The following is a 19284-nucleotide window of genomic DNA, read 5'->3' on the forward strand; positions in this document are numbered from 1 at the left end:
CGCAGTTGCATAAAGGTTGATGTGATCAAGCGTATAAATGGGTTTCGCCAAATAGGCCCGAACAGCGTTGCGGATGATGGAAGTCTTTGCCTCAACCCAAGAAATTCCTTTGACAAAGCAACGGTACTCTATGCGGAGAAAAGCCCTGACAGCCAGTTCAGCAGACTTCTTGCGTAAGTCATAACTTCTTGATAAAAGAAGCTATGAGAAACGAAAACGTATGCATCCTCAGTGCCGCGGATTTCAAGAGAGCAGTTGGCGTTCCGCGTGATATTTTCGATATCATGCTGGAAGAAATAAAAGAAAAATAAGAGACTTTGGCCGTCCGCCAAAGCTCAGCCGGGCTGATCAGCTCCTTATGACGTTGATGTATTGGCATGAATGCCGGACTGAATTTCATATTGGATTTTCGTATGGAATCATCGAATTAGCTGTATGCAGAACGATAAAAATCCGGGTGGCTGATGATGCCGAAGGTGCGGCGTTTTTGGATTTTCTGCGGCAATGCGCTGCTCATATAAAAGGGCAAGTTGTTGCTTGCAGCCGCTCGGTTTTACAATTATATTGCCTTCTTCTGGCAGCATCTTTCGCATGTTGCGGAGCTGTTCCGTCAGTCCGCCAAGCATCGCAATAACAAGAAATTTCACCAAAAAATAGGTGATCAATATGAAAACGATCTGCGCCAATCTTGAATGCAAGCAAATGTACAACATCAAGCCGGAGATGATTGGGCAGAAAGCCCGTTGTAAGCGGTGCAACACGGTCTTTAAAATCGCTGAATATATTGAGCCACCAAAAGAAGTCACTTTTGTCCTTGCCGATGAGCCTGAAGCCAAAGAGAATGAGGAAAAAGGCGAACGCAAGCGGCGGTCATCGCAAGAAATTCTCAGCGAGCGGTTTGATGCCATCACTGCGGAAGTGAATAAAATTCTTCCGCTGCTGCTTGATTCTTTTGAAAGAAAAGGAAACGAAAGCGATACCCGGATGCTGCTGAATTCCATTCTCCAGTTCGTTCTCGGCTATGAAATATCTGATATTAAAACAGAGCAGAAAATAGAAAGCCGCCGGGCGGATTACGTCCTCTCCATCAAAGGAGAGGACGTAATCGTCATTGAAGCCAAACGAATTGGCAGGGCATTGAAAGAAAATCAAATCTTCCAAGCTGCCGCTTATGGCGCATATGCTGGGATCAAATGGGTAGTTTTGACCAATGCTTTGGTCTGGCAGCTCTATCGCATCTCCACAGGAGAACGGATACAGCATGATTTGGTCTTTACCATTGACCTGCTGGACGGATTGGACAGAGAAGAAGCGGAGTTCTTCTATCTGATCTCCAAAGAAGGCATGTCCCGCAAGAATCTGCTGGAGCAGCGTTGGGAAAAGATTCGTGCCCTGAGCACCGAAAATATCATCAACGTCCTGCTTGACGAGGAAGTGCTGTCAAAAATTCGCACCACACTCATCAAGCGGACGGGCTACAAAGTCACAAACGAAGAGTTGAGGATTATCCTTGAGAAGGATGTGTTGCAGTTATAACTTGATTCAGCTTTGCAGCAAAATATCCGAGGTCTGCTGCGGGCTGACGCTGCCGCGCAGATAGACAAGCCAGCACTGCCACGGCAGAATATTCTCATGGCATTCGCTCGGACAGCCGGAAAAATTCTTCTCCTGCACAGGACAGCAGCCTAATTTCAACGTGCAGATGATTTTGGCTGCTTTCTCCAAGGCCCGCTCCAAGCTGCTTTCGTTCGTCATGTTATCCTCCTCCAGTGTTTTTCAGGCAAGGGTGACTTCTTCACCGCAGCCAGACTTCCACGCGGCGATTTTTGGCCCGGCCTGCTTCAGTGTGGTTGGAAGCAATCGGCATCTCGCTGCCGACACAGAGAATTTCCTGCACGTTGATGCCTCGCGAGTTCAGAGCCTTTTTGACCGCTTCCGCCCGCTTGCAGGACAGTTCCAGATTTTTGGCATAGCTTGCGCTGCTGTCGGCGATGCCCTGAATTTTCTCATATTCTGGCGCATCGCCTGCACTGGCGGAAAAGCCTGCCAAAACAATGTCCGTGGGTTGGTTCTCGGCTAAAAACTCTGCCAGCCGCTCGACATCACGCACCGCCCGGCTGTCCAGCTCAAAACTTTCTCCTTTGAAACGGAAGCTGGCCGACAGCCGTTTCGCACCCCCCACGCTGGTCAAGTAATTGAACAGCACTTTGTGATTCTGGATGTTTCCCGGAGCAGCCTCAAGTTTGCGTTGCTCGGCGGTGATGGTCAAATCAACAAACTTGTGCTTCTTGACCAGTGCCTGTCCTTCTTTGCTCAAGGCGAATTCGATGAAATCTTTGGTGCATTTGTTCTCCGGGCGGGCAGGGCTGTAGAGATGCAGGCGGCGGCTGACCGGATAATCCTCAGCGGCGACCGTGAACACCGTCGGGCGCACTGCCGGGCCGCCGTCGGAAATCGCAAGAGCCTTGTTGCTTTTCACATTCGGCAGGGCGCAATAGCCGACAGCATGAGCATCAGCGGCCACTGCATCAGCAAGCTGCTCATTTGCATCCCAGCGTTTGGCCGATTCATCCAGCTTCTTGCCAGTAAGGATGAGCTGCTTGAAGGTGTCGTGCGTGCCGGAGTTTTCGTCCCGCGCATGAAGAGTGACCTGGCCGCTGCTCCAGCTCAATTCAGACCAGTTTTTGATATTGCCCGAAAACAGATCGGCAAGCTGCGGAAAACTCAGTTTGGTCACTGCGGCATTGGCGGGATTGACAATCACCGCCACGCCGTCCAAGGCCAAGACATGCTCGCAGGCGCTGCTGCTCATGTCGCCGAGAAAGGCCAGCTCGTTCAACTCGTTTTCGTTGATTTTCCGCGAGGCCATGCCAATGTCGCAGCGTTGTTCCTTCAGCCCTTTGAAGGCGGTGGCTGAACCGTGCGCCCGAATTTCAATAACCTTGCTCTGCTTGCGGGCGGAAAAATAGCCCTCGACATCGGTTTCCGTGTCCTTGACCAGCTCGATTTGCTTGACTGAATCAGCCCCAAGCTGCCGCAAAAAGGCCTGCGCCAAATCCGGCGCAAGTTTCGCCCCGATGGTGTTGGAACCATGCAGGCGCAAAATCGTCTCCCGGCTTTGTTCCGGCTGGGAAAAACTGCTCTCCGCGCCAAAGACGACAGCGAAGAGGGTGAGCAGCGCAAACAGCCGCGCTGTTCCGGCGTGCTTCATACGGTGTTCTCCTTGAAAAATGTGCGGGATTGCTTCTCGCTCCCGATGGTTACGTCCTGTGATGAGTTGTACCTCCAGAAGATTCACGCGCTGTTACAGAATGGTAAAAATTTGGTGAGGAAAGGATTTCCTCAGCCAGCCCTTGCGTCTGCCTCAAAATTCAGGTAGATAATAACTGTCCGCAGTTTTTCTGAACCGCCTTTCCGCTGGAACTTCATGAACCGCCGCACATTTCTCAAACAGGGCAGCGCAGCGTTGGCCGCCGCCGCTTTTCCCCGGCTGGCTCAGGGTAAGAAACGGCCAAAAATCAAGGTTATGGGCACGCATGTCACGCTGCTGGAGCCAATCCGCCAGCGAGCCGAGCGCGACTTGGGCATTGAGATTGAATTTTATCCTGGCGGCGACGCGGAGGTGCTGCTCAAGGCTTCCACCGATCCAACATCTTTTGATCTCTATGAGCAGTGGTCCAACAGCATCAAGGTGCTCTGGCAGGCCAAAACCATTCAGGCGATAGATGTCAATCGGCTGACCTATTGGCATGAAATCAACAGCCTGAGCAAAACTGGACGCATCTCTGCGAACGCCAGGCAGGGACTGGGCGACGCGCCCTGCAATCTCCTCTTCGTCCAGCCGGACGACAAGCTGGACTGCGAGCCGACGCAGCGGATCAGTTTTCTGCCCTATGTGCATAACGTTGACTCCTTTGGCTATAATTCGCGCATTGTCCCTTTAGGTGTGCCCTATGAGACCGAAAGCTGGGCCTGGCTGCTTGATGAACGCTGGCGCGGCCAAGTCGCGATCGTTAATTCTCCAGAAATCGGCTTGTTTGACTTGGCCTTGGCTGTGCAGGCCGCCGGGCTGATGTCGTTCAACGACATGGGCAATATGAGCCGCGAGGAGGTGGACAAGCTCTTTGAAATCGTCATTGCTCTGAAGCGGGAAGGACATTTTCGCGGAGTCTGGACCTCAGTGCCGCATTCGGTTGATTTGATGGCCTCCGGCGAGGTGGCGATTGAAAGCATGTTCTCGCCCGGCGTGAGCGCGCTCAACGGCGAGGGCATTCCTTGCATTTATGCCGCGCCCAAGGAAGGCTACCGCGCCTGGCACGGCGTGATGTGCCTGTCCCGCGCCTGCACCGGCGAGCGTGAAGAGGCAGCCTACGCCTTCATGAACTGGTGGCTGTCCGGCTGGCCCGGCGCGTTCATCGCCCGGCAGGGCTATTACATCTCCAACCCGGAGCGGTCGCGGAACTTCATGTCCAAGGCGGAATGGGACTACTGGTACGAAGGCCTGCCTGCCGCGCTGCCCTTGGAAGGCACCGACGGCAAAATATCCGTGGAAGAAGGCAGCGTCCGCACCGGCGGCTCGTATGTGAAACGCTTTGAGAACATCGCGGTCTGGAACACCGTGATGGACACCTACGAATACACGCTGACCAGGTGGAATGAATTTGTTCTGGCGTAGCGGCATCTTGACTGACTGGCTGATGCGCTCTGCCGGCCTGAAAAAGCGCATTTCCCTCGGCTATGCCGTCACCGGCGCAGTGGCCTTTGTCATCGCATTGCTCTCCTATGGGGCTTTTGGCCGGCTGGCGGCGGACTTCCGCAAAATTCTCCTCTTCAGCAGCCAGACGGCGGACAACATGGTTTTCGCCGCCCAGATGGCGGAGATGCAGCGGGAAGCCTTGATCTATATTTACGAAGGGCACAGTTCGGCGGAAGGGCAGGTCAAGGCGATTTACGAAAAAATGCTGCGCGGCATTGGCCAGCGGCAGGAAGGTCTGCACGAGGCCGGAGCGGACATGATCATCGATCAGGCCCAGAAGCACTTGGAAGCCTATCATGAAGCCTTCAAAGAGGTGCGGCGGCAGCGGCAGATGCAGGACCGGCTGGTGCGGAGCGAATTCCGCATCCACGCGACTCGGGCGCAGCAGCTCATTGAGGAGCTGGCCCGCCAGGAAGGCGAGAGCAAGATGCTGGAATGTGCGAGGATGCTCAACGCCTTGCTTCAGATAGAGAAAAATGCCTACCGGTATTTTGACACCTTGGACAGCAGCTTTGTCAAGGCGGCAGCGGTCAGCATCCATGACACCCGCGTCATGCTCAACCGGTTCAGCGGCAAGACTGGGGCAGCGGAGCTGGAAGAGGTGCTGAACCGCTACGAGACCACCTTCTTGGAGGCTGTGCAGCGGACGCGGGGCTATTTGTATTTAGTCAATGTGGTCATGGCCGCGCAAGCGTATGAGACCATTTATCAGTCGAAAAAACTCTCTGAGCTGATGGTGAGCGAGACCGAGCGGATCAAGGCCGAGGCCTTTGAGCACATCAGCTCCAGACTGCTGCTGCTTTTGATTTGGACTAGTTTTCTCCTTCTTTTTCTTGCCCTGTTCTCCTACATCATCACCAGGAGCATCACTATTCCGCTCAAACGCCTGACTGAAACCTTTCAGCTGCTGGCCGCAGGTTCGGCAGATGCTGAGATTCCTGCCTATCAGCTCCCAGATGAGCTGGGCGCGCTGACCAGCGCTGCGGCCTCGTTTAAGGAAAAAAACATTGAGCTGCGGGCCAGCAAACAGGAGCTGGAACGTTCTAATGATGAATTAGAGCAGTTTGTTTATACGGTCTCGCACGATCTGAAATCACCGATCGTCACCAGCATGGGCTTTATCGGCATCATCCGCAAGCTGACCGCGCAGGGCAAGGCCGAGCAGGCGGTGGGAATGCTCGACAAGGTGGTCAAAGCTAATCAGCGGATGAGCCAGCTCATCAACGACCTGCTCGAACTGAGCCGGGTCGGGCGGATTGACATGGACAAAAAGCCGCTTGATTTGAACATGTTGCTCGCTGACTTCAGCCGCAACCAGAGCGAACGGCTTGCCGCCGCAGGCTTCAAACTCACGGTTGATTCCGGCCTGCCGACAGTCTTCGTCAACGAAAGCCGGACGCTGCAAGTATTTGAAAACATTCTTTCCAACGCCCTGAAATATGCCCGCAACGACACCGAGGGCAGCCGCCTGCGGATCAGCTCTTTTGAGGATGGCCAATGGCAGCACATCCGCTGCGCCGACAACGGGCCGGGTATCCCGGAGGAATACCGGGAAAAAATCTTCGGGCTTTTTTACCGGCTGGATGTCAATATAGAAGGTACCGGCATCGGGCTGGCTGTGGCCAAAAAGATCATGAAATTCCACGGCGGCGACATCCGGGCCGAAGCAGGTGAAGACGGCGGGGCGGTGTTTCATCTCACGTTTCCCAAGATGGCGCAGGAGGAACATGAACCCCGCTCTTGATGCCCAAAATCAGACGGAGGAGGAATCAGTCATGTGCAAGGAGGAGAAAAATTTGCTGCTGGTCGAAGACAACGACGATCATGCCGAGCTGACTGAATTCTATATTAAAGACTGCCGCCCGGAGCTGAAAGTCTGCCGCCTGCGCGACGGCGCACAGGCGATGGCCTATATTGAACAGAGCGAGGCGGCAGGCCAGTCGCTGCCGTGGTTGGTGCTGCTGGACCTCAAGCTGCCTAAATATGACGGCCATGAAGTGCTGGCGAAAATGAAGCGGAGCAGCAGGCTGGCCAAGATTCCGGTGGTGATTTTTTCCACCTCCAATTCCGGCAAAGACATTGAGCGCGCTCTGAGCTGTCATGCCAACAGCTACATTGTCAAGCCGATGGAGGCAGACAAATACGGCGAGGTAATCAGCGAAATGCTGCAATATTGGGAGCTGGACGAGCACCACCGCCTTCTTCTGGAGCCGTGCAAAGGCAATGTCTGAACAAAATCCCCGCATCCTCCTGATTGAGGACACTGACGACCACGCCGAGCTTTTTTTGGCCAACCTGTCGCTGACCGCCTACGCCGGTGCTGAGGTGATCCGCGAGGAGACCTTGCGCGGCGGATTTGAGCAGCTCCGCGCCGCGCCGTTTGATCTGCTCTTCATTGATCTTTCCCTCAAAGACAGCGGCATCAAAGAGACGATGGAGCGGCTGAGTGAGCTGGCGGTTTTCTGTCCGGCCATTGTCCTCACCTCGTTGGATGACCGGCGCACGATTCTTGACATCATCAGCAAGGGCGCGGACGACTGCCTGCCGAAATCCGAGCTGAATGATGCCCTGCTGGAACGGGTCATTCATTTCAACCGTGACCGCTGGCGACTGCGGAAAGAGCTGATCCGCAGCAAAGAGGCGTATAAAGACCTCTATCACAGCTCGCCCAACATGCTTGGCGCGACTGACGCAGAGACCCGCATCCTCTTAAACTGCAATCAGACCTTTGCCGACAAGCTCGGCTGGAGCAGGGACGAGGCTCTTGGCAAAGAGATTTACGCCTTTTATCACCCAAGCTGCTGGGAGAAATACAATCGAATCTTTGCCGATTTTCTTACCACCGGCAGCATCAGCAATGCAGAACTCCAGATGGTGCGGCGGGATGGCAGCGCAATAGATGTGCTGCTCAATGCTTCGGCAATGCTGGATGAAAGCGGAGAGATTGTCCGTACCAACTCCACATGGATAGATATTACAGAGAAAAAAAATGCTGAAAGAGAACTGCAGCAGGTGCAGCGGCTCAATCGCCTGATTATCGAAACTATTCCTGATCTTCTCTGGATGAAAGATAAAGAGGGAGTTTATCTGGCCTGCAATCCTCGCGTTGAGGAATGCCTTGGCGCACCTGAAACAGAAATTATCGGCAAAACAGATTATGACTTTATGGCCAAGGAACATGCCGATGTCTGCCGCGATGGTGATCTGCAGACGATCAATTCTGGCAAGCCGCAGATGTGGGAAGAATGGGTGACCTTTGCTTCTGACGGTCGAGAGGTGCTGCTGGAGGTGATCAAGGTGCCGCTTTTTGACGAAGAAGGCCGGGTGGCGGCAGTGATGGGCATCGGTCATGACATCACCGAACGGCATGAGGCAGCGCAGAAGGCTGAGGCCGCCAGCAAAGCGAAGTCGGTTTTTCTCTCCAGCATGAGCCATGAGCTGCGCACCCCGCTCAATGCCATTCTGGGGTACACGCAAATTTTTCTCGGCGACGAAAGTCTCACCCAACGCCAGAAGAGCGGCATCAGCACCATTCATCAAGCGGGCGAGCATCTCCTTTTGTTGATCAACGACATCCTTGATATTTCGCGGATTGAGTCGGGCAAGCTGGAGCTGATTGAGACTGAATTCTGCCTTGCCCCGTTTTTGAAAGGCATCCGTGACATCATTCAGCTTCGCGCCAGAGACAAAGGACTGGATTTTCGTGATGAATTCGATGAGCAACTGCCTGCGGTGGTCATTGCCGACGAATTGCGCCTGCGGCAAGTGATTTTGAATTTGCTCTCGAATGCGGTAAAATTCACCAGCTCCGGCTGGTGCGCTTTGCAGGTGCGGACGGAGTCTGCCGGGCCGGGCCGGGTGCGGCTGAATATCGCTGTTGAGGACAGCGGCGCAGGCATTTCCGCCGAAGATCAGAAGCTGGTGTTTGAACCCTTCCTTCAGGTCGGCGAACGCCTCCAGCACCGCGAGGGCACCGGCCTTGGTCTGGCGATCAGCCGGGAGCTGGTGCGGCTGATGGGCGGCGAGCTGCGGCTGCTCAGTCCGCTGAACAGCCAGCCCAAAGGCGGCGAAGGGCAAGGCAGCCGTTTCTTCTTCAGCATTGAGGTGCCGCTTTCCAATCATCGGGCCACGACTGCGCCGCCGCAGCGGAAAGTGACCGGCTATGTCTGCCAGCGCGGCAGCGCCGAGCCGCGCCGAGTGCTGGTCGTGGATGACAAGCTGTCCAACCGGGCGGTGCTGCGCGACACCTTGGAGCCGATTGGCTTCAAGGTGCAGGAGGCGACAGACGGCATTGAGGTCCCTGATGCCTGCGCCCTGTTCCGCCCGGACATCATCCTGATGGATCTGCGGATGCCGAAGGTTGACGGATTCTCAGCCGCCTCCCTGCTCAAGGAGCAGCCAGAGTTCCGCCATATTCCGGTGATCGCTGTCACCGCCTCCATTGCTGAGGGCGAGATTTTCCGCCAGCGCTGCCTGACGCAGGGCTTTGTGGACTATATCCACAAACCTTTTTCCGCCAACGAGCTGCTGGAAATTATGGCGGCGCAGATCGGGATCAGGCTGATCTACAGCGAGCAGCACGGCGAGGAAGAACATGAGGAAGAGCTGATTCCGCCGCCCCCAGAGCTGCTGCACGAGCTGGCGTGGCTGGCCGAGATCGGCGAGATTCAGGGACTTACCGAAAAAACTGCGGAACTTGCTGTGCTGGAGGCGGGCAGATACCGGGTCTTTGCCCGCCGGGTGCAGGAGCTGGCTGAGGATTTTCAGTTTGAGGCCCTGCTGCAACTTATTTCTGGAACTCGGAAGGAGGCATCATGCACTCTATGAAAGACGCTATCTTGGTTGTTGATGATCAGCCGGCCAACTTGAAGGTGCTGCTCTCCTTCCTCCAAGCGCACAACTTTCAGATTTATATTGCTGACAGCGGCGGGCGGGCACTGAATATCCTCAGCAAAGTCTGCCCAGATTTGATTCTTCTGGATGTGATGATGCCGGATATTGACGGCTTTGAGACCTGCCGCCGGATTAAAAGCGATCAGCGGCTGGCGGCGGTGCCAGTGGTGTTCATGACCGCGCTGGACAGCGTTGAGGACAAAGTGGCGGGCTTCAATGCAGGCGGGGTGGATTACATCACCAAGCCGTTTCAGCAGGTGGAGGTGCTGGCCAGAATCAAGACGCATATCATGCTCCGCAAACGCGAGCGTGAGCTGGAGCAGGCCTTGGCGGAAATCAAAACGCTGACCGGCATTCTGCCGATCTGCTCCTACTGCAAGCAAATCCGCAACGACAAAGGCTATTGGCAGCAGGTGGAGGACTACATCAGCCAGCATTCGCAGGCCATGTTCAGCCACGGCCTCTGCCCGGACTGCTACAAGAAGGAAATGGACAGCTTTCTGGAGCTGGCCGCTAAAGAAAAACCATCAGAGGAGGAGGCCGCGCCGCCCAGCTGAGGCGGTTCAGCGTTTTGGGTGCAGGAGTTTCGGGGCGTTATGTTCGTCCAACCGGGCAACAGCCTGCATCAGCACATCATGCAGGGGCACGGCCTTGCCGCTGCCGACGATGCTGGAGGCGGCCCGGCAGGTGCGGATGGACGGGCTGTTCCACGAAAGCATTTCCGCCACTGCCTCCACGCCGCGCCGTTCTCCTGCCTCTGCCTCAAGCAGATTGCCCTTGCGGATGCGGATGATGCCGCGCAGGCCGCCAGCGGAAACCACCACGTCAGCGGAATGATGCCCCATGCCGATGAGCTGGAGCAGATCGGCGAGATGCACCGATTCAAAAAACGCGCTGCCAGACTCACGGGAAAAAATGGTGGTCAGCATCCGAAGTAAGTCTTCTATTTTAAACGGATACTCGATGACTGCCGCCGCGCCGCTGTGGTAGGCCGAGCGTTTCAGTTCTTCTGTCAGGCCGTTGCTGTAGAGCACCACATGGGTGTCAGGATGCCAGCGGCGGACATGCAGGAGCAGCTCAATGCCGCTTTCGCCGGCAAGCTGGACATTGGCCAATGCCAAATGCACAGTGAAACGGCTGAGAATTTCATTTGCTTTGGCGACGCTGGCGGCAAAGGCGGTCTGATAGGTGCCGCTGTACGGCAGCAGGGCCTCGCGCAGCTCCAGCATGAAGTCCTTGTCCGGGTCAACAATCAGAATGTTTTTGCGGTTCATGGCCCCAAGTTATTCAAAATAATCCGGCAATTCCTGCCCTTCCGACGGCGGCAGGATGTCGCTCACCGGGATATTGCGGCTGATCAAAATTTTCAGGGCGACCAAATTAACCAAGCTCTCCAGCCCGATGCCGCCGTAAGTGCGGAGATGGTCGAGCAGCGTTTTGACTGCCGCCGGAGGATCCACTTTGAAGCCAGTCACGCGGCAGTTGGCAAAGGTCATGACGCTGGTGAAAGATTTGTCGCGGTTGAGGGCACTGATGCCCTTGGCCAGCGCGTCGGACGATTCCTCCCGCTCCAGCTCGGCGAGAATTTCATTGACTGCGCCGAGATAATTTTCTTCTTTCTCCCCGGCGATCAGCAGGTCCAAGCCCACATCAAGATTGTACATCCGGTCCAAAAAGGTTTTGATCAGTCCGCCCCGGATGATTGAGCCATGCTGCGGCGCAATCATTTCCGGCGGCGGATCAAGATTGCGGATGCGGGACACCGCCAATTTCAGGGCATCCCGCGAAGGCATGTAGAGCTGATGAAAGGTTTTGATGCCTTCCCATGAAGATTCGTCGGCATAAAGATCAGCGGTGTAGGACAAACCGCCGAAGAGATCGCCGGAGAACAGGATGCGGCTGCGCTCATCATAATACATCATCGCCCCTCGGAAATGACAGAACGGCGAGGGCACAAAGATCAGACGGCAGCCGCCGGGCATGATCGCCCGGTGATGGCGGTAGCTTTCCACCGCCTTGAAGCGGCTGGCTTTCAGGCCGAAAAAGTGGATCAGCCGCCAAGTGTCCTCTGAGGCCACCACCATGCACTGCGGGTTGAGCTTCTGGATATAGGCTGAGTTGGGGGCAACGTCCGGGTCTTGATGATTGATCAGGATGCCGTGAACCTTGTCCAAGCCGCCGATGATCGGTGCCGCCGCTTTTTGCAGGCAGGTCAGCAGCTCTGGCGGGCCGGGATCAATGATGAGGTTGGCCTGCCCCTTGTCGTGCGGATAGCAGAGGAGATAAATATTCACCTCCAGCAAGGATTCGGAACGGTTGGCCAGCCACCAGACGTTCTCGCGCAGCTCAACAGGTTTCATCGGCTTGTTGTCCATGATTTCAGCAGAATGTTGAAAAAATGCTGCTTAGTTCTTCTATTCTGCTTTCATCTTATCGCATTTGACAAGCCTTCTCAACCCGCCTTCCGCTGTTTCAGTGTTTTCCGCAGCTTGCTGTTCGCTTCTGGGAGCACTTCTGTTTGCAGCACCACGCAGCCCATCGGCGCGACGCTGACCTGACTGCCGATCGCCACCTGTTTCGCCGTGGCAAGTTCCGTGAAATCTGCCGGGGAGCGCAAGGCGGTGTCGATGATTTTCCTCCAAACAGAATGCGGCCTGCCGCTGTCCGGCACGGTGAAGAAGACCGCCTCATCGGTCTGGCCGTTGAGCATGACAAAAAAATTCGCATCGGTGCCGTCATCCGGCACAAGGTCTTTGAGGAGGAAGGCTAACGTGCGGCTCCCGGACGACCAGTCGGGCCGCCCCGGCTCTTTGCCGTGCCAGATGATCTCCTGCGACGAGGGCGGCCTGTCCGGGCTGCTGATCTCGAAGAACTCGGCGCGGCGGAAGATGGCGTGGTCGCGGCGGAGGCGGATCAATTTTTGGAAGAAGCGGAGCTGGCCTTTATTCTTCTCCGCCAGCCGCCAGTCGAGCCAGCTTATTTCGCTGTCCTGGCACCACGCGTTGTTGTTGCCCTGCTGCGTCCGACCGAACTCGTCCCCTGCCACGAGCATCGGCACGCCCTGCGAGAGGAGCAGGATCACGGCCATGCTCTTGATTCGTCGCAGACGGAGCTGCTGAATAAGCGGGTCGTCCGTCGGTCCCTCGCAGCCGGAGTTCCAGCTCAGGCTGTGATTGTCGCCGTCGCGGTTCTCCTCGCCGTTGGCCAAGTTATGCTTTTCATTGTAGCTGACCAAATCCGCTAAGGTGAAGCCGTCGTGGCTGGTGATGAAGTTGATCGAGTTGCAGGGGCGACGGCCATTGTGCTGGTAGAGGTCTGAGCTGCCTGCGATGCGCGTGGCGAGCGCACCGCTCAGGCCTGGCGTGCCGTTCATGAAGCGGCGGACATCATCGCGGAATTTGCCGTTCCACTCGGCCCAGCGGTGATGATCAGAGAAGTTGCCGACCTGATACAGGCCCGCAGCATCCCAAGCCTCAGCAATAATCTTGGTGTCGGCCAGCACCGGGTCTTCGGCGATCATCTCCACCACCGGCGGATTGCTGAGAACGTGTCCCTGCTGGTCGCGGCCTAATATCGAGGCGAGGTCGAAGCGAAAGCCGTCCACGTGCATGTCAATCACCCACCAGCGCAGCGCGTCCATGATCAGGCTGCGGACGATGGGATGGTTGCAGTTGCAGGTGTTGCCGCAGCCGGAGAAGTTGAGGTAGGCCCGCGTCCACGGGTCAAGCAAGTAGTAGATCGGGTTGTCAATGCCCCGGAAGGAAGAAGTCGGGCCGTCCCAGCCGCCCTCGGCAGTGTGATTGTACACAATGTCGAGGATGACCTCGATCCCGGCGCGGTGCAGGGCCTTGACCATGTCGCGGAACTCGCGCAGCGGGTGGCTGCTGTCGCTGGAATAGGCGGCCTTGGGCGCGAAGAAGGAGAGCGGGCTGTAGCCCCAGTAGTTTTTCAACTGCTCGCCCGTGCTTGGATTATGGAAGACGCAGTCTGTCTCGTCAAATTCCGTCACCGGCATCAATTCCACCGCTGTGATGCCCAGCTCCTGCAAGTAGGGTATCTTCTCAATGATGCCTCGGAAGCTGCCGGGAAAGCGGCACTGCGATGACTCATGCACGGTGAAGCCGCGCACGTGCAGCTCGTAGATCACCGTGTCTTGGATCGGGGTGTTCAGGGGGCGGTCGCCCTCCCAGTCGTAGCCCTCGTCGGGTATCAGACAGAGCGTTTGGCTGCCCGCCGGATTGCGCGGCTGTCCCCAGCGCGGCGAGCGCAGCTCTTTAGCATAAGGGTCCAGTAAAATCAGGCTGTCGTCGTAGGCCAAGCCGCTGCTCTCCGGCTGATGCGGCCCGGATAGCCGCCAGCCGTAGCGGATGCCCGGCGGCAGCTTGTCGATCAGGACATGCCAGATGTCGCCGGTCTTATGCAGCTTGGGGTCAAGGAATATCTCGAAACGGGCTGCGTCATGGTCGTCTTTCAGTCCGAGCACCAAAGAGGCTGCCTCAGCGTGCCGCGAGAAAAGGGCGAAGTTGATGCCCTTGGGCGTGACCGTCGCGCCTAAAGGTTGCGGGCTGCCTTGAGAGATGGGGAATTCTATTTTCATATTGACGGGCTGGACTTGATTGCGTATTCTTGGATTCTCCGTAGCTGCATCCTACACCACCGGCAGCCTTTTCCCAAAGCCGAATCCGTCCATCCGGCAAGGAGCCAGAAGAAATGAACCGCCAAACTGTCCTCGTTCGAAGCCTTGTCATCACCGCCGCCGCGATTTTTTCCGCCTGCGTTCTCTGGATTGTGTATTTGGTTGATACCGGTGCTCATACAAAAAGCATGTTCCGCGTGGTCTTCACCATCAGCGACCAGCTGACCGGCGGCGACAAACTGGGGCATTTTCTCCTCTTCGGCCCGTTCACGCTCTCAATCAACGCGGCCTTGAACTTCCGGCGGCTCGGAACAGGCTTCTATCTCGGCAGCCTGCTCGTCTTCTGCTTCACGCTGGCCGAGGAGCTGGGCCAGTGCTTCATTCCGTCCCGGAGCTTCGAACTGCTGGACATCCTTGCCAACAGCGCAGGCATCCTGCTCTTCACGTGGTTCTCTGTCTGGGCGGAGCAGCTGCTTCACCCCCGGCCTGAGCTGACCGCCGTTCCGGCTCGTCGTTTTTAGGGTAGTCCTCAAGGCGTAGTGATACGCTTGATTCCTGCGCTGGAAATTTTCGCCGAACTTTGTTGTAATCACGTAAAAACAAACCTTTGTGGAGGGGTAAATGAATTGCACGTGGATTTTTCGGGGAAGCTGCTTGAGGAAGATTGTAACAGCTTGTGATGATGAGTGAATACAGAAAAAGCATGTGCAAATCAATTACCCTAAAAAACAAGGCTTTTCAGCTTGAATAGCTGGTTTTGCTATAAACGAAACGATTTGCAACAGAAAGTGCAGTGCCCTGCCTGTTGAGCCTGCCTATCAAAGCAGCTTGTTGTTGTTTTTACATCTAAAAAACCTGCTTAACTCTGCCTGTATCCATCTCCATTCAGTTCCTACTGATTTCGCACTTGCGTCCCTGAAGTGCGAAATGTGTCTAAAACCAATTATCATATTTCGCACTTATTTTTTTCCTTTAATTTCAGCACTAAACAAGTTACCCTCTTCGGATAACAAACTTTAGTGCGAAATTGAAGCGCGAACGGTTCCATCAGGTCAGTTGATCAACGACCTGAATATCCAGACCACTTGCGCCATTATCTGGATATTCATCCAGCTTACCTCATAGGACTCGTATTCCTTATTATCTGATATTTTTTATTTTATCTCCTAGTCGCAATGATACCCGTTTGATCATGACATTGTTGTCCATGCGGATAACGAATACCCCTCCTTCATGAGCAGAAGTTCGACCAGTATCGATCATCGCTGTTTCCCCATTATAGATAGTTGCCTCCATCGAATTGCCTGCCGATGTCATAGAGCCTGCTAACACTACTTGCCCAATTAATAATTTTCTGTTATTGTTGGCCTATGAAAATAACACAGCAGCACTACGAAAAAAATATCCGACACATTTCCGCGTCAGAGAGGAAATATCACATTTTACAACCTCACAATGTTGAACTAAATACTTTATATTCTTGAACATGGATGCAAATAGAGAGGATTTACAAGCAATTTCGTCAATTGGCACAGCATGTTCACCCGCATAAGCCGCTGGAGTAAAAACGGCGCGCTTGACCGGGTTTTCGCACGGCTGCACAGTCATAAAAGTTCATCTTGACGGAACCGGGGCATTAAAAAAATGGTCGGCAGTCTGTCGGCAATTTCGTAGAAAATATAATAAAATCGAGTTTATACTTAGAAGACTGAAGGGATTCCGCCGCATCTTCACCCGGTTTGAGAAACTGGGCTGCCTCGCCTGATCGCTGAAACTGCAAGCTCGCATCAGCCCGTGCTCATCACCGGCAGACAGGGCAACGCGGTCTTGCTCTCAGAAGAAGGTTGGCAAGCCGTGCAAGAAACGCTCTATCTGCTCTCCATTCCCGGCATGAGAGAATCTGTCAGGGAAGGGCTGCATACCCCTGTCGAGGAATGCAGCAGGCAAATTGATTGGTGATGTGGGAAATCGTCTATACCAAGCAGGCCTTGAAGGATGCCAAGAAGCTGTCTGCTTCCGGGCTGAAAGCCAAGGCCGAGGCGCTGCTGGACATCCTGCGGCGTAATCCCTGTCAAAACCCGCCGCCTTTTGAGAAGCTCATCGGCGACTTAGCCGGAGCCTGCTCCCGCCGGATCAATGTGCAGCACCGTCTGGTCTATCAAGTCTTGGACGCGGAGAAGACCGTCAAGGTCATCCGTCTGTGGACGCATTACGAGTGACTGCACCGCTTACTGCTCATATCCCGTACACCTTCCGCTTATGCCAAAGCGTGGCCTGATCTATGCCGAGCACGTCGGCGGCCTCCTGAAGGGTGCGGCAGGCGGCGATCACCCGGCGGATGTGCTGCTCCTCCACCGCCTTGAGGCTGGCGCGGTCGCCAAGCTGAAGCTGGGCAGGCCGGGGCGCGACTGAGGCAGGCAGGTGTTCCGGGCCAACCTCTTGGGCAGGACAAAGGATGGCGGCGCGCTCCACCGCGTTGCGCAGCTCGCGGAGATTGCCTGGCCAGGAATGCTGACGCAAAGCGTGCAGCGCGGCAGGACTGAAGCCGGTGAAGAGCTTGCGGTTCTGCGCCCCGAAGAAGCGGAGCAGCTCCTCGGCGATGGCCTCCACGTCGTCGGGCCGCTCGCAGAGCGGGGGCAGGTCAATCGGGATGACGTTGAGGCGGTAGTACAAGTCCTCGCGGAAGCGGCCCTCCCGCACCGCCTTGTCCAGATCAGCATTGGTGGCCGCGAGGATGCGCACATCGGCCCGGCGGGTGCGGGGGTCGCTCACGCGCTCATATTCTCGTTCCTGAATAAAACGGAGCAGCTTAGGCTGAAGGGCTGGCGGCAGCTCGCCGATCTCATCAAGAAAGAGCGTGCCGCCCTCGCAGGCCGCAGCCCGGCCCGGCTGATCGCGCAGGGTGCCGGTGAAGGCCCCTTGCGCATGACCGAACAGCTCGCTTTCAAGCAGATCCGCGCTCAGAGAGGGGCAGGAGATGGTGGCGAAAGGTGCTTTGGCGCGGCGGCTCCAGCTGTTGATGCGCTGCTCCATGCGCCGCAGGGCAGCGGCCCGCTCCGTGACAAGGCGCACCTGGCCGGGCGTGAAGGGCTTGGCCAGGTAGTCGGCAGCACCACGCCGCATCGCCTCCACCGCGGTGTCAACAGAGGCGTAGGCGGTGATGACCACCAGCTTGAGCCACGGCGCAATGCCCAGCAGGGCGGGGATGAGATCAAGGCCGCTCTCGGTGCCGAGGCGCAGGTCAACAAAGGCAAGGTCAAAGACCTGACGGCCTGCCTCGGCCTGCGCGTCCTTGCTGCTGGCAACCGCAGTCACCCGGTGGCCGTCGGCCTCCAAGCAGAGGGCCAAGGTCTTGCGGATGTTGGTCTCGTCATCGATGATGAGGATGTTCACCGGCGCATCCCGGCGATGAAGGACTGCGCCAATCCGGTCTTGGCGGCGATGGTGGCATCGTCAAGCACATCCAGCAGCTTTCGGGCCAGCTCAATCTTCGCCTGTTCGATACCTTGCTTCAGCCCTTTCTCTTCAGCCGAGGCAATAACCGATGCCGCATCGGCCAAGGTCTGCATCCTTAGCTGATAGACTGCTCGCTCCTCCTCGTTGAACATCCTGTCCACCGCCTCGACCGCCTTGAGGATCAGCCGGTCTGAGGAGAGCGGCTCTGGCACTTTGCCATTAGTCAGCTCGTGCGCTCTGGTCAGAAAGGCCAGCCAGCGGTCAAGCGGTCGGACAAGCTCGCTGTACTCCTTCCTGAACTTGCGCAGCTCAATGTAGTGCAGCTCGAAGATGTCGTGGAGCCGGTCATCTTCGCCAGTAGTGACGTTCGTGATCTTGTAGAGGTTGTGGAACTCCGTTTCAGAGGGGGTGAAGTTGAAGTCAAGGATGTTGATGCTGACAGTCTTCTTGAGCTGCCGGTATATCATGCCTTCGCCAAGCTGCTCCGCGACCAGTTTGGCCCAGTAGTACAGGGCGCGCTTGTCGAAGTGCAGGTCTTCGCTGACCTGCATCTCGATGTTGTACCAGCGGCCCGCCTTGTCCACCGCCCGGATGTCCAAGACCGACATCTTGCCCGCCTGATAGGCAGGCAGGCTGTATGGATTTTTCAGCTCAATGTCGGCTGCCTGATCCTCCTCAGCGACAATGGCGTTGATCAGGCCCATCAGCAGGTCTTTGTTCTCCTCACTGCCAAAGAGCTTCTTGAACGCGAAGTCCACCCTCGGATTAATTCGACACATGGTTTTCCTCCTGACTGCTTAGGTTCAAATGCCTACGCCCTCCGCTTCCTTGCAGCAAATATTCTCGCAAACAGCTCGTTCAGGTTCACGCCTATCCCGCCTATGTTCGGCTTCAGCTCGAACAGATTGACGGCGGCCTCATCTGCGGCATCCTTCTCATCAAACTGTTCTTTGATCATCCGCAGCAGTTCAAGCTGCTCATCTTCCTTGCTTGGCTCCACCAAGCCCAGCAGCTCCTTGACGTTGTACGCCCGCTTGGCTCCATCAGGTCTATAACGATCAATACCATCCTGCACGCAGTCGAGCAAGGTTTGGTAATCAGCGGTGACATCCTTGTCATCCGGCATCGGGATCCGCTCGCTGACGGCCAGCTTCTCAAAGCTGTTGTTGATCTCCCGCAGCGTGAACCAAAGGAAGCTGAGGAACTCCTTGCGGCGCGAGCCATTGACCCAGAGATAGATGCGCCGGGCCTCCATATCCGCTTTCACCACAGCCTCGGTGCCGCTGGCCTGATCGTGCAGCACTGCGCCGGTGCGCCAGCAGAGACCCGCCTTGATCTGCTTATGCCGCTTGACCAAGAAACGGGGCATGACTGACGGCGGCAGAAAGCTCTGAATGAGCACGGCGCACGAGGACATACAGGAGACCTCTTGCATAAGTTCTAACTTGATAATCTAATTGCAAGATTGCAGCAGGCGGCAATAAGATTGAATCTGAGACCGAACCTTTTCCTCCTGTTTCTGTATTTCTCTCGAAGAATACGG

Annotated in this window: 19 protein-coding genes and 2 pseudogenes; 10 read left to right on the top strand and 11 right to left on the bottom strand. The window is 55.9% G+C overall.

Annotated elements, in window-relative coordinates; genetic code table 11:
• Positions 1–419 precede the first annotated feature (419 nt).
• Positions 420–665 (bottom strand): hypothetical protein, encoded by a 246-nt coding sequence (locus ACNKH6_RS10925; protein WP_417915614.1) that lies wholly within the window; start codon positions 663–665, stop codon positions 420–422.
• Position 666: 1 nt separating this feature from the next.
• Between ACNKH6_RS10925 and ACNKH6_RS10930 the strand changes: the two genes are divergently transcribed.
• On the top strand, positions 667–1536 hold the full coding sequence (locus ACNKH6_RS10930; protein ID WP_417915596.1) for a type I restriction enzyme HsdR N-terminal domain-containing protein: 870 nt from the start codon (positions 667–669) through the stop codon (positions 1534–1536).
• 6 nt (positions 1537–1542) lie between these two features.
• Here ACNKH6_RS10930 and ACNKH6_RS10935 read toward each other — a convergent pair whose 3' ends face one another.
• Both ACNKH6_RS10935 and ACNKH6_RS10940 read right to left on the bottom strand, forming a co-directional pair.
• Positions 1543–1755: a hypothetical protein gene (locus ACNKH6_RS10935; RefSeq protein WP_417915597.1), complete on the bottom strand. Its 213-nt coding sequence runs from the start codon at positions 1753–1755 to the stop codon at positions 1543–1545.
• Between the two features lie 40 nt (positions 1756–1795).
• The gene (locus ACNKH6_RS10940) at positions 1796–3211 is read right to left on the bottom strand and encodes a substrate-binding domain-containing protein (RefSeq protein ID WP_417915598.1); all 1416 of its coding nucleotides are present in this window, start codon (positions 3209–3211) and stop codon (positions 1796–1798) included.
• A 216-nt stretch (positions 3212–3427) separates the two neighbouring features.
• Here ACNKH6_RS10940 and ACNKH6_RS10945 point away from each other — a divergent pair, with 216 nt between their 5' ends.
• From ACNKH6_RS10945 to ACNKH6_RS10965, 5 genes are read left to right on the top strand one after another with little or no spacing between them, the layout of a single operon-like run.
• On the top strand, positions 3428–4675 hold the full coding sequence (locus ACNKH6_RS10945; protein WP_417915599.1) for an ABC transporter substrate-binding protein: 1248 nt from the start codon (positions 3428–3430) through the stop codon (positions 4673–4675).
• Complete coding sequence (locus ACNKH6_RS10950; protein ID WP_417915600.1) at positions 4656–6500, top strand: sensor histidine kinase; 1845 nt, start codon at positions 4656–4658, stop codon at positions 6498–6500. The genes ACNKH6_RS10945 and ACNKH6_RS10950 overlap by 20 nt, the downstream gene beginning before the upstream one ends.
• Positions 6484–6987, top strand: a complete 504-nt coding sequence (locus tag ACNKH6_RS10955; protein WP_417915601.1) for a response regulator — start codon at positions 6484–6486, stop codon at positions 6985–6987. Before ACNKH6_RS10950 ends, ACNKH6_RS10955 begins: the two co-directional genes overlap by 17 nt.
• Positions 6980–9583 (top strand): PAS domain S-box protein, encoded by a 2604-nt coding sequence (locus ACNKH6_RS10960; protein WP_417915602.1) that lies wholly within the window; start codon positions 6980–6982, stop codon positions 9581–9583. Before ACNKH6_RS10955 ends, ACNKH6_RS10960 begins: the two co-directional genes overlap by 8 nt.
• Positions 9571–10206: a response regulator gene (locus ACNKH6_RS10965; RefSeq protein WP_417915603.1), complete on the top strand. Its 636-nt coding sequence runs from the start codon at positions 9571–9573 to the stop codon at positions 10204–10206. The genes ACNKH6_RS10960 and ACNKH6_RS10965 overlap by 13 nt, the downstream gene beginning before the upstream one ends.
• A 6-nt stretch (positions 10207–10212) precedes the next feature.
• On the opposite strand, the gene ACNKH6_RS10970 is transcribed toward ACNKH6_RS10965, so the two are convergent.
• The 3 genes from ACNKH6_RS10970 to glgX all read right to left on the bottom strand — a co-directional run bounded on the left by ACNKH6_RS10970 (position 10213) and on the right by glgX (position 14246).
• On the bottom strand, positions 10213–10923 hold the full coding sequence (locus ACNKH6_RS10970; RefSeq protein ID WP_417915604.1) for a response regulator: 711 nt from the start codon (positions 10921–10923) through the stop codon (positions 10213–10215).
• 9 nt (positions 10924–10932) lie between these two features.
• A complete protein-coding gene (locus ACNKH6_RS10975; RefSeq protein WP_417915605.1) occupies positions 10933–12009 on the bottom strand; it encodes an MBL fold metallo-hydrolase in 1077 nt (358 codons plus the stop codon).
• Between the two features lie 92 nt (positions 12010–12101).
• Positions 12102–14246, bottom strand: coding sequence for a glycogen debranching protein GlgX (gene glgX / locus ACNKH6_RS10980; protein WP_417915606.1), 2145 nt, complete (start codon positions 14244–14246; stop codon positions 12102–12104).
• 113 nt (positions 14247–14359) lie between these two features.
• Here glgX and ACNKH6_RS10985 point away from each other — a divergent pair, with 113 nt between their 5' ends.
• Positions 14360–14806, top strand: coding sequence for a VanZ family protein (locus ACNKH6_RS10985; RefSeq protein ID WP_417915607.1), 447 nt, complete (start codon positions 14360–14362; stop codon positions 14804–14806).
• 619 nt (positions 14807–15425) lie between these two features.
• Here ACNKH6_RS10985 and ACNKH6_RS10990 read toward each other — a convergent pair.
• Complete coding sequence (locus ACNKH6_RS10990; RefSeq protein WP_417915608.1) at positions 15426–15602, bottom strand: S24 family peptidase; 177 nt, start codon at positions 15600–15602, stop codon at positions 15426–15428.
• An 84-nt stretch (positions 15603–15686) separates the two neighbouring features.
• On the opposite strand from ACNKH6_RS10990, the pseudogene ACNKH6_RS10995 reads away from it, so the two are divergent.
• The 3 genes and pseudogenes from ACNKH6_RS10995 to ACNKH6_RS11005 all read left to right on the top strand — a co-directional run bounded on the left by ACNKH6_RS10995 (position 15687) and on the right by ACNKH6_RS11005 (position 16504).
• Positions 15687–16050, top strand: a pseudogene (locus tag ACNKH6_RS10995) (hypothetical protein).
• Entirely contained in the window at positions 16038–16244 is a 207-nt protein-coding gene (locus tag ACNKH6_RS11000) for a type II toxin-antitoxin system Phd/YefM family antitoxin (RefSeq protein ID WP_417915612.1), read from the top strand. Before ACNKH6_RS10995 ends, ACNKH6_RS11000 begins: the two are co-directional and overlap by 13 nt.
• Positions 16244–16504: a Txe/YoeB family addiction module toxin gene (locus ACNKH6_RS11005; RefSeq protein WP_417915613.1), complete on the top strand. Its 261-nt coding sequence runs from the start codon at positions 16244–16246 to the stop codon at positions 16502–16504. Before ACNKH6_RS11000 ends, ACNKH6_RS11005 begins: the two co-directional genes overlap by 1 nt.
• 16 nt (positions 16505–16520) lie before the next feature.
• Here the strand turns inward: ACNKH6_RS11005 and ACNKH6_RS11010 are convergent, their stop codons facing one another.
• The 4 genes and pseudogenes from ACNKH6_RS11010 to ACNKH6_RS11025 all read right to left on the bottom strand — a co-directional run.
• Positions 16521–17678 (bottom strand): sigma-54-dependent transcriptional regulator, encoded by a 1158-nt coding sequence (locus ACNKH6_RS11010; RefSeq protein ID WP_417915609.1) that lies wholly within the window; start codon positions 17676–17678, stop codon positions 16521–16523.
• Positions 17675–18520 carry an Rpn family recombination-promoting nuclease/putative transposase gene (locus ACNKH6_RS11015; RefSeq protein WP_417915610.1) on the bottom strand — a complete coding sequence of 282 codons (846 nt, stop codon included), beginning with the start codon at positions 18518–18520 and terminating at the stop codon, positions 17675–17677. The genes ACNKH6_RS11010 and ACNKH6_RS11015 overlap by 4 nt, the downstream gene beginning before the upstream one ends.
• Positions 18521–18552: 32 nt before the next feature.
• The gene (locus tag ACNKH6_RS11020; protein WP_417915611.1) at positions 18553–19158 is read right to left on the bottom strand and encodes a hypothetical protein; all 606 of its coding nucleotides are present in this window, start codon (positions 19156–19158) and stop codon (positions 18553–18555) included.
• 23 nt (positions 19159–19181) lie between these two features.
• Positions 19182–19284: pseudogene (locus ACNKH6_RS11025) on the bottom strand (IS5/IS1182 family transposase); the annotation flags it as partial.

This window comes from Candidatus Electronema sp. JM, assembly GCF_048287415.1.
GTDB lineage: Bacteria > Desulfobacterota > Desulfobulbia > Desulfobulbales > Desulfobulbaceae > Electronema.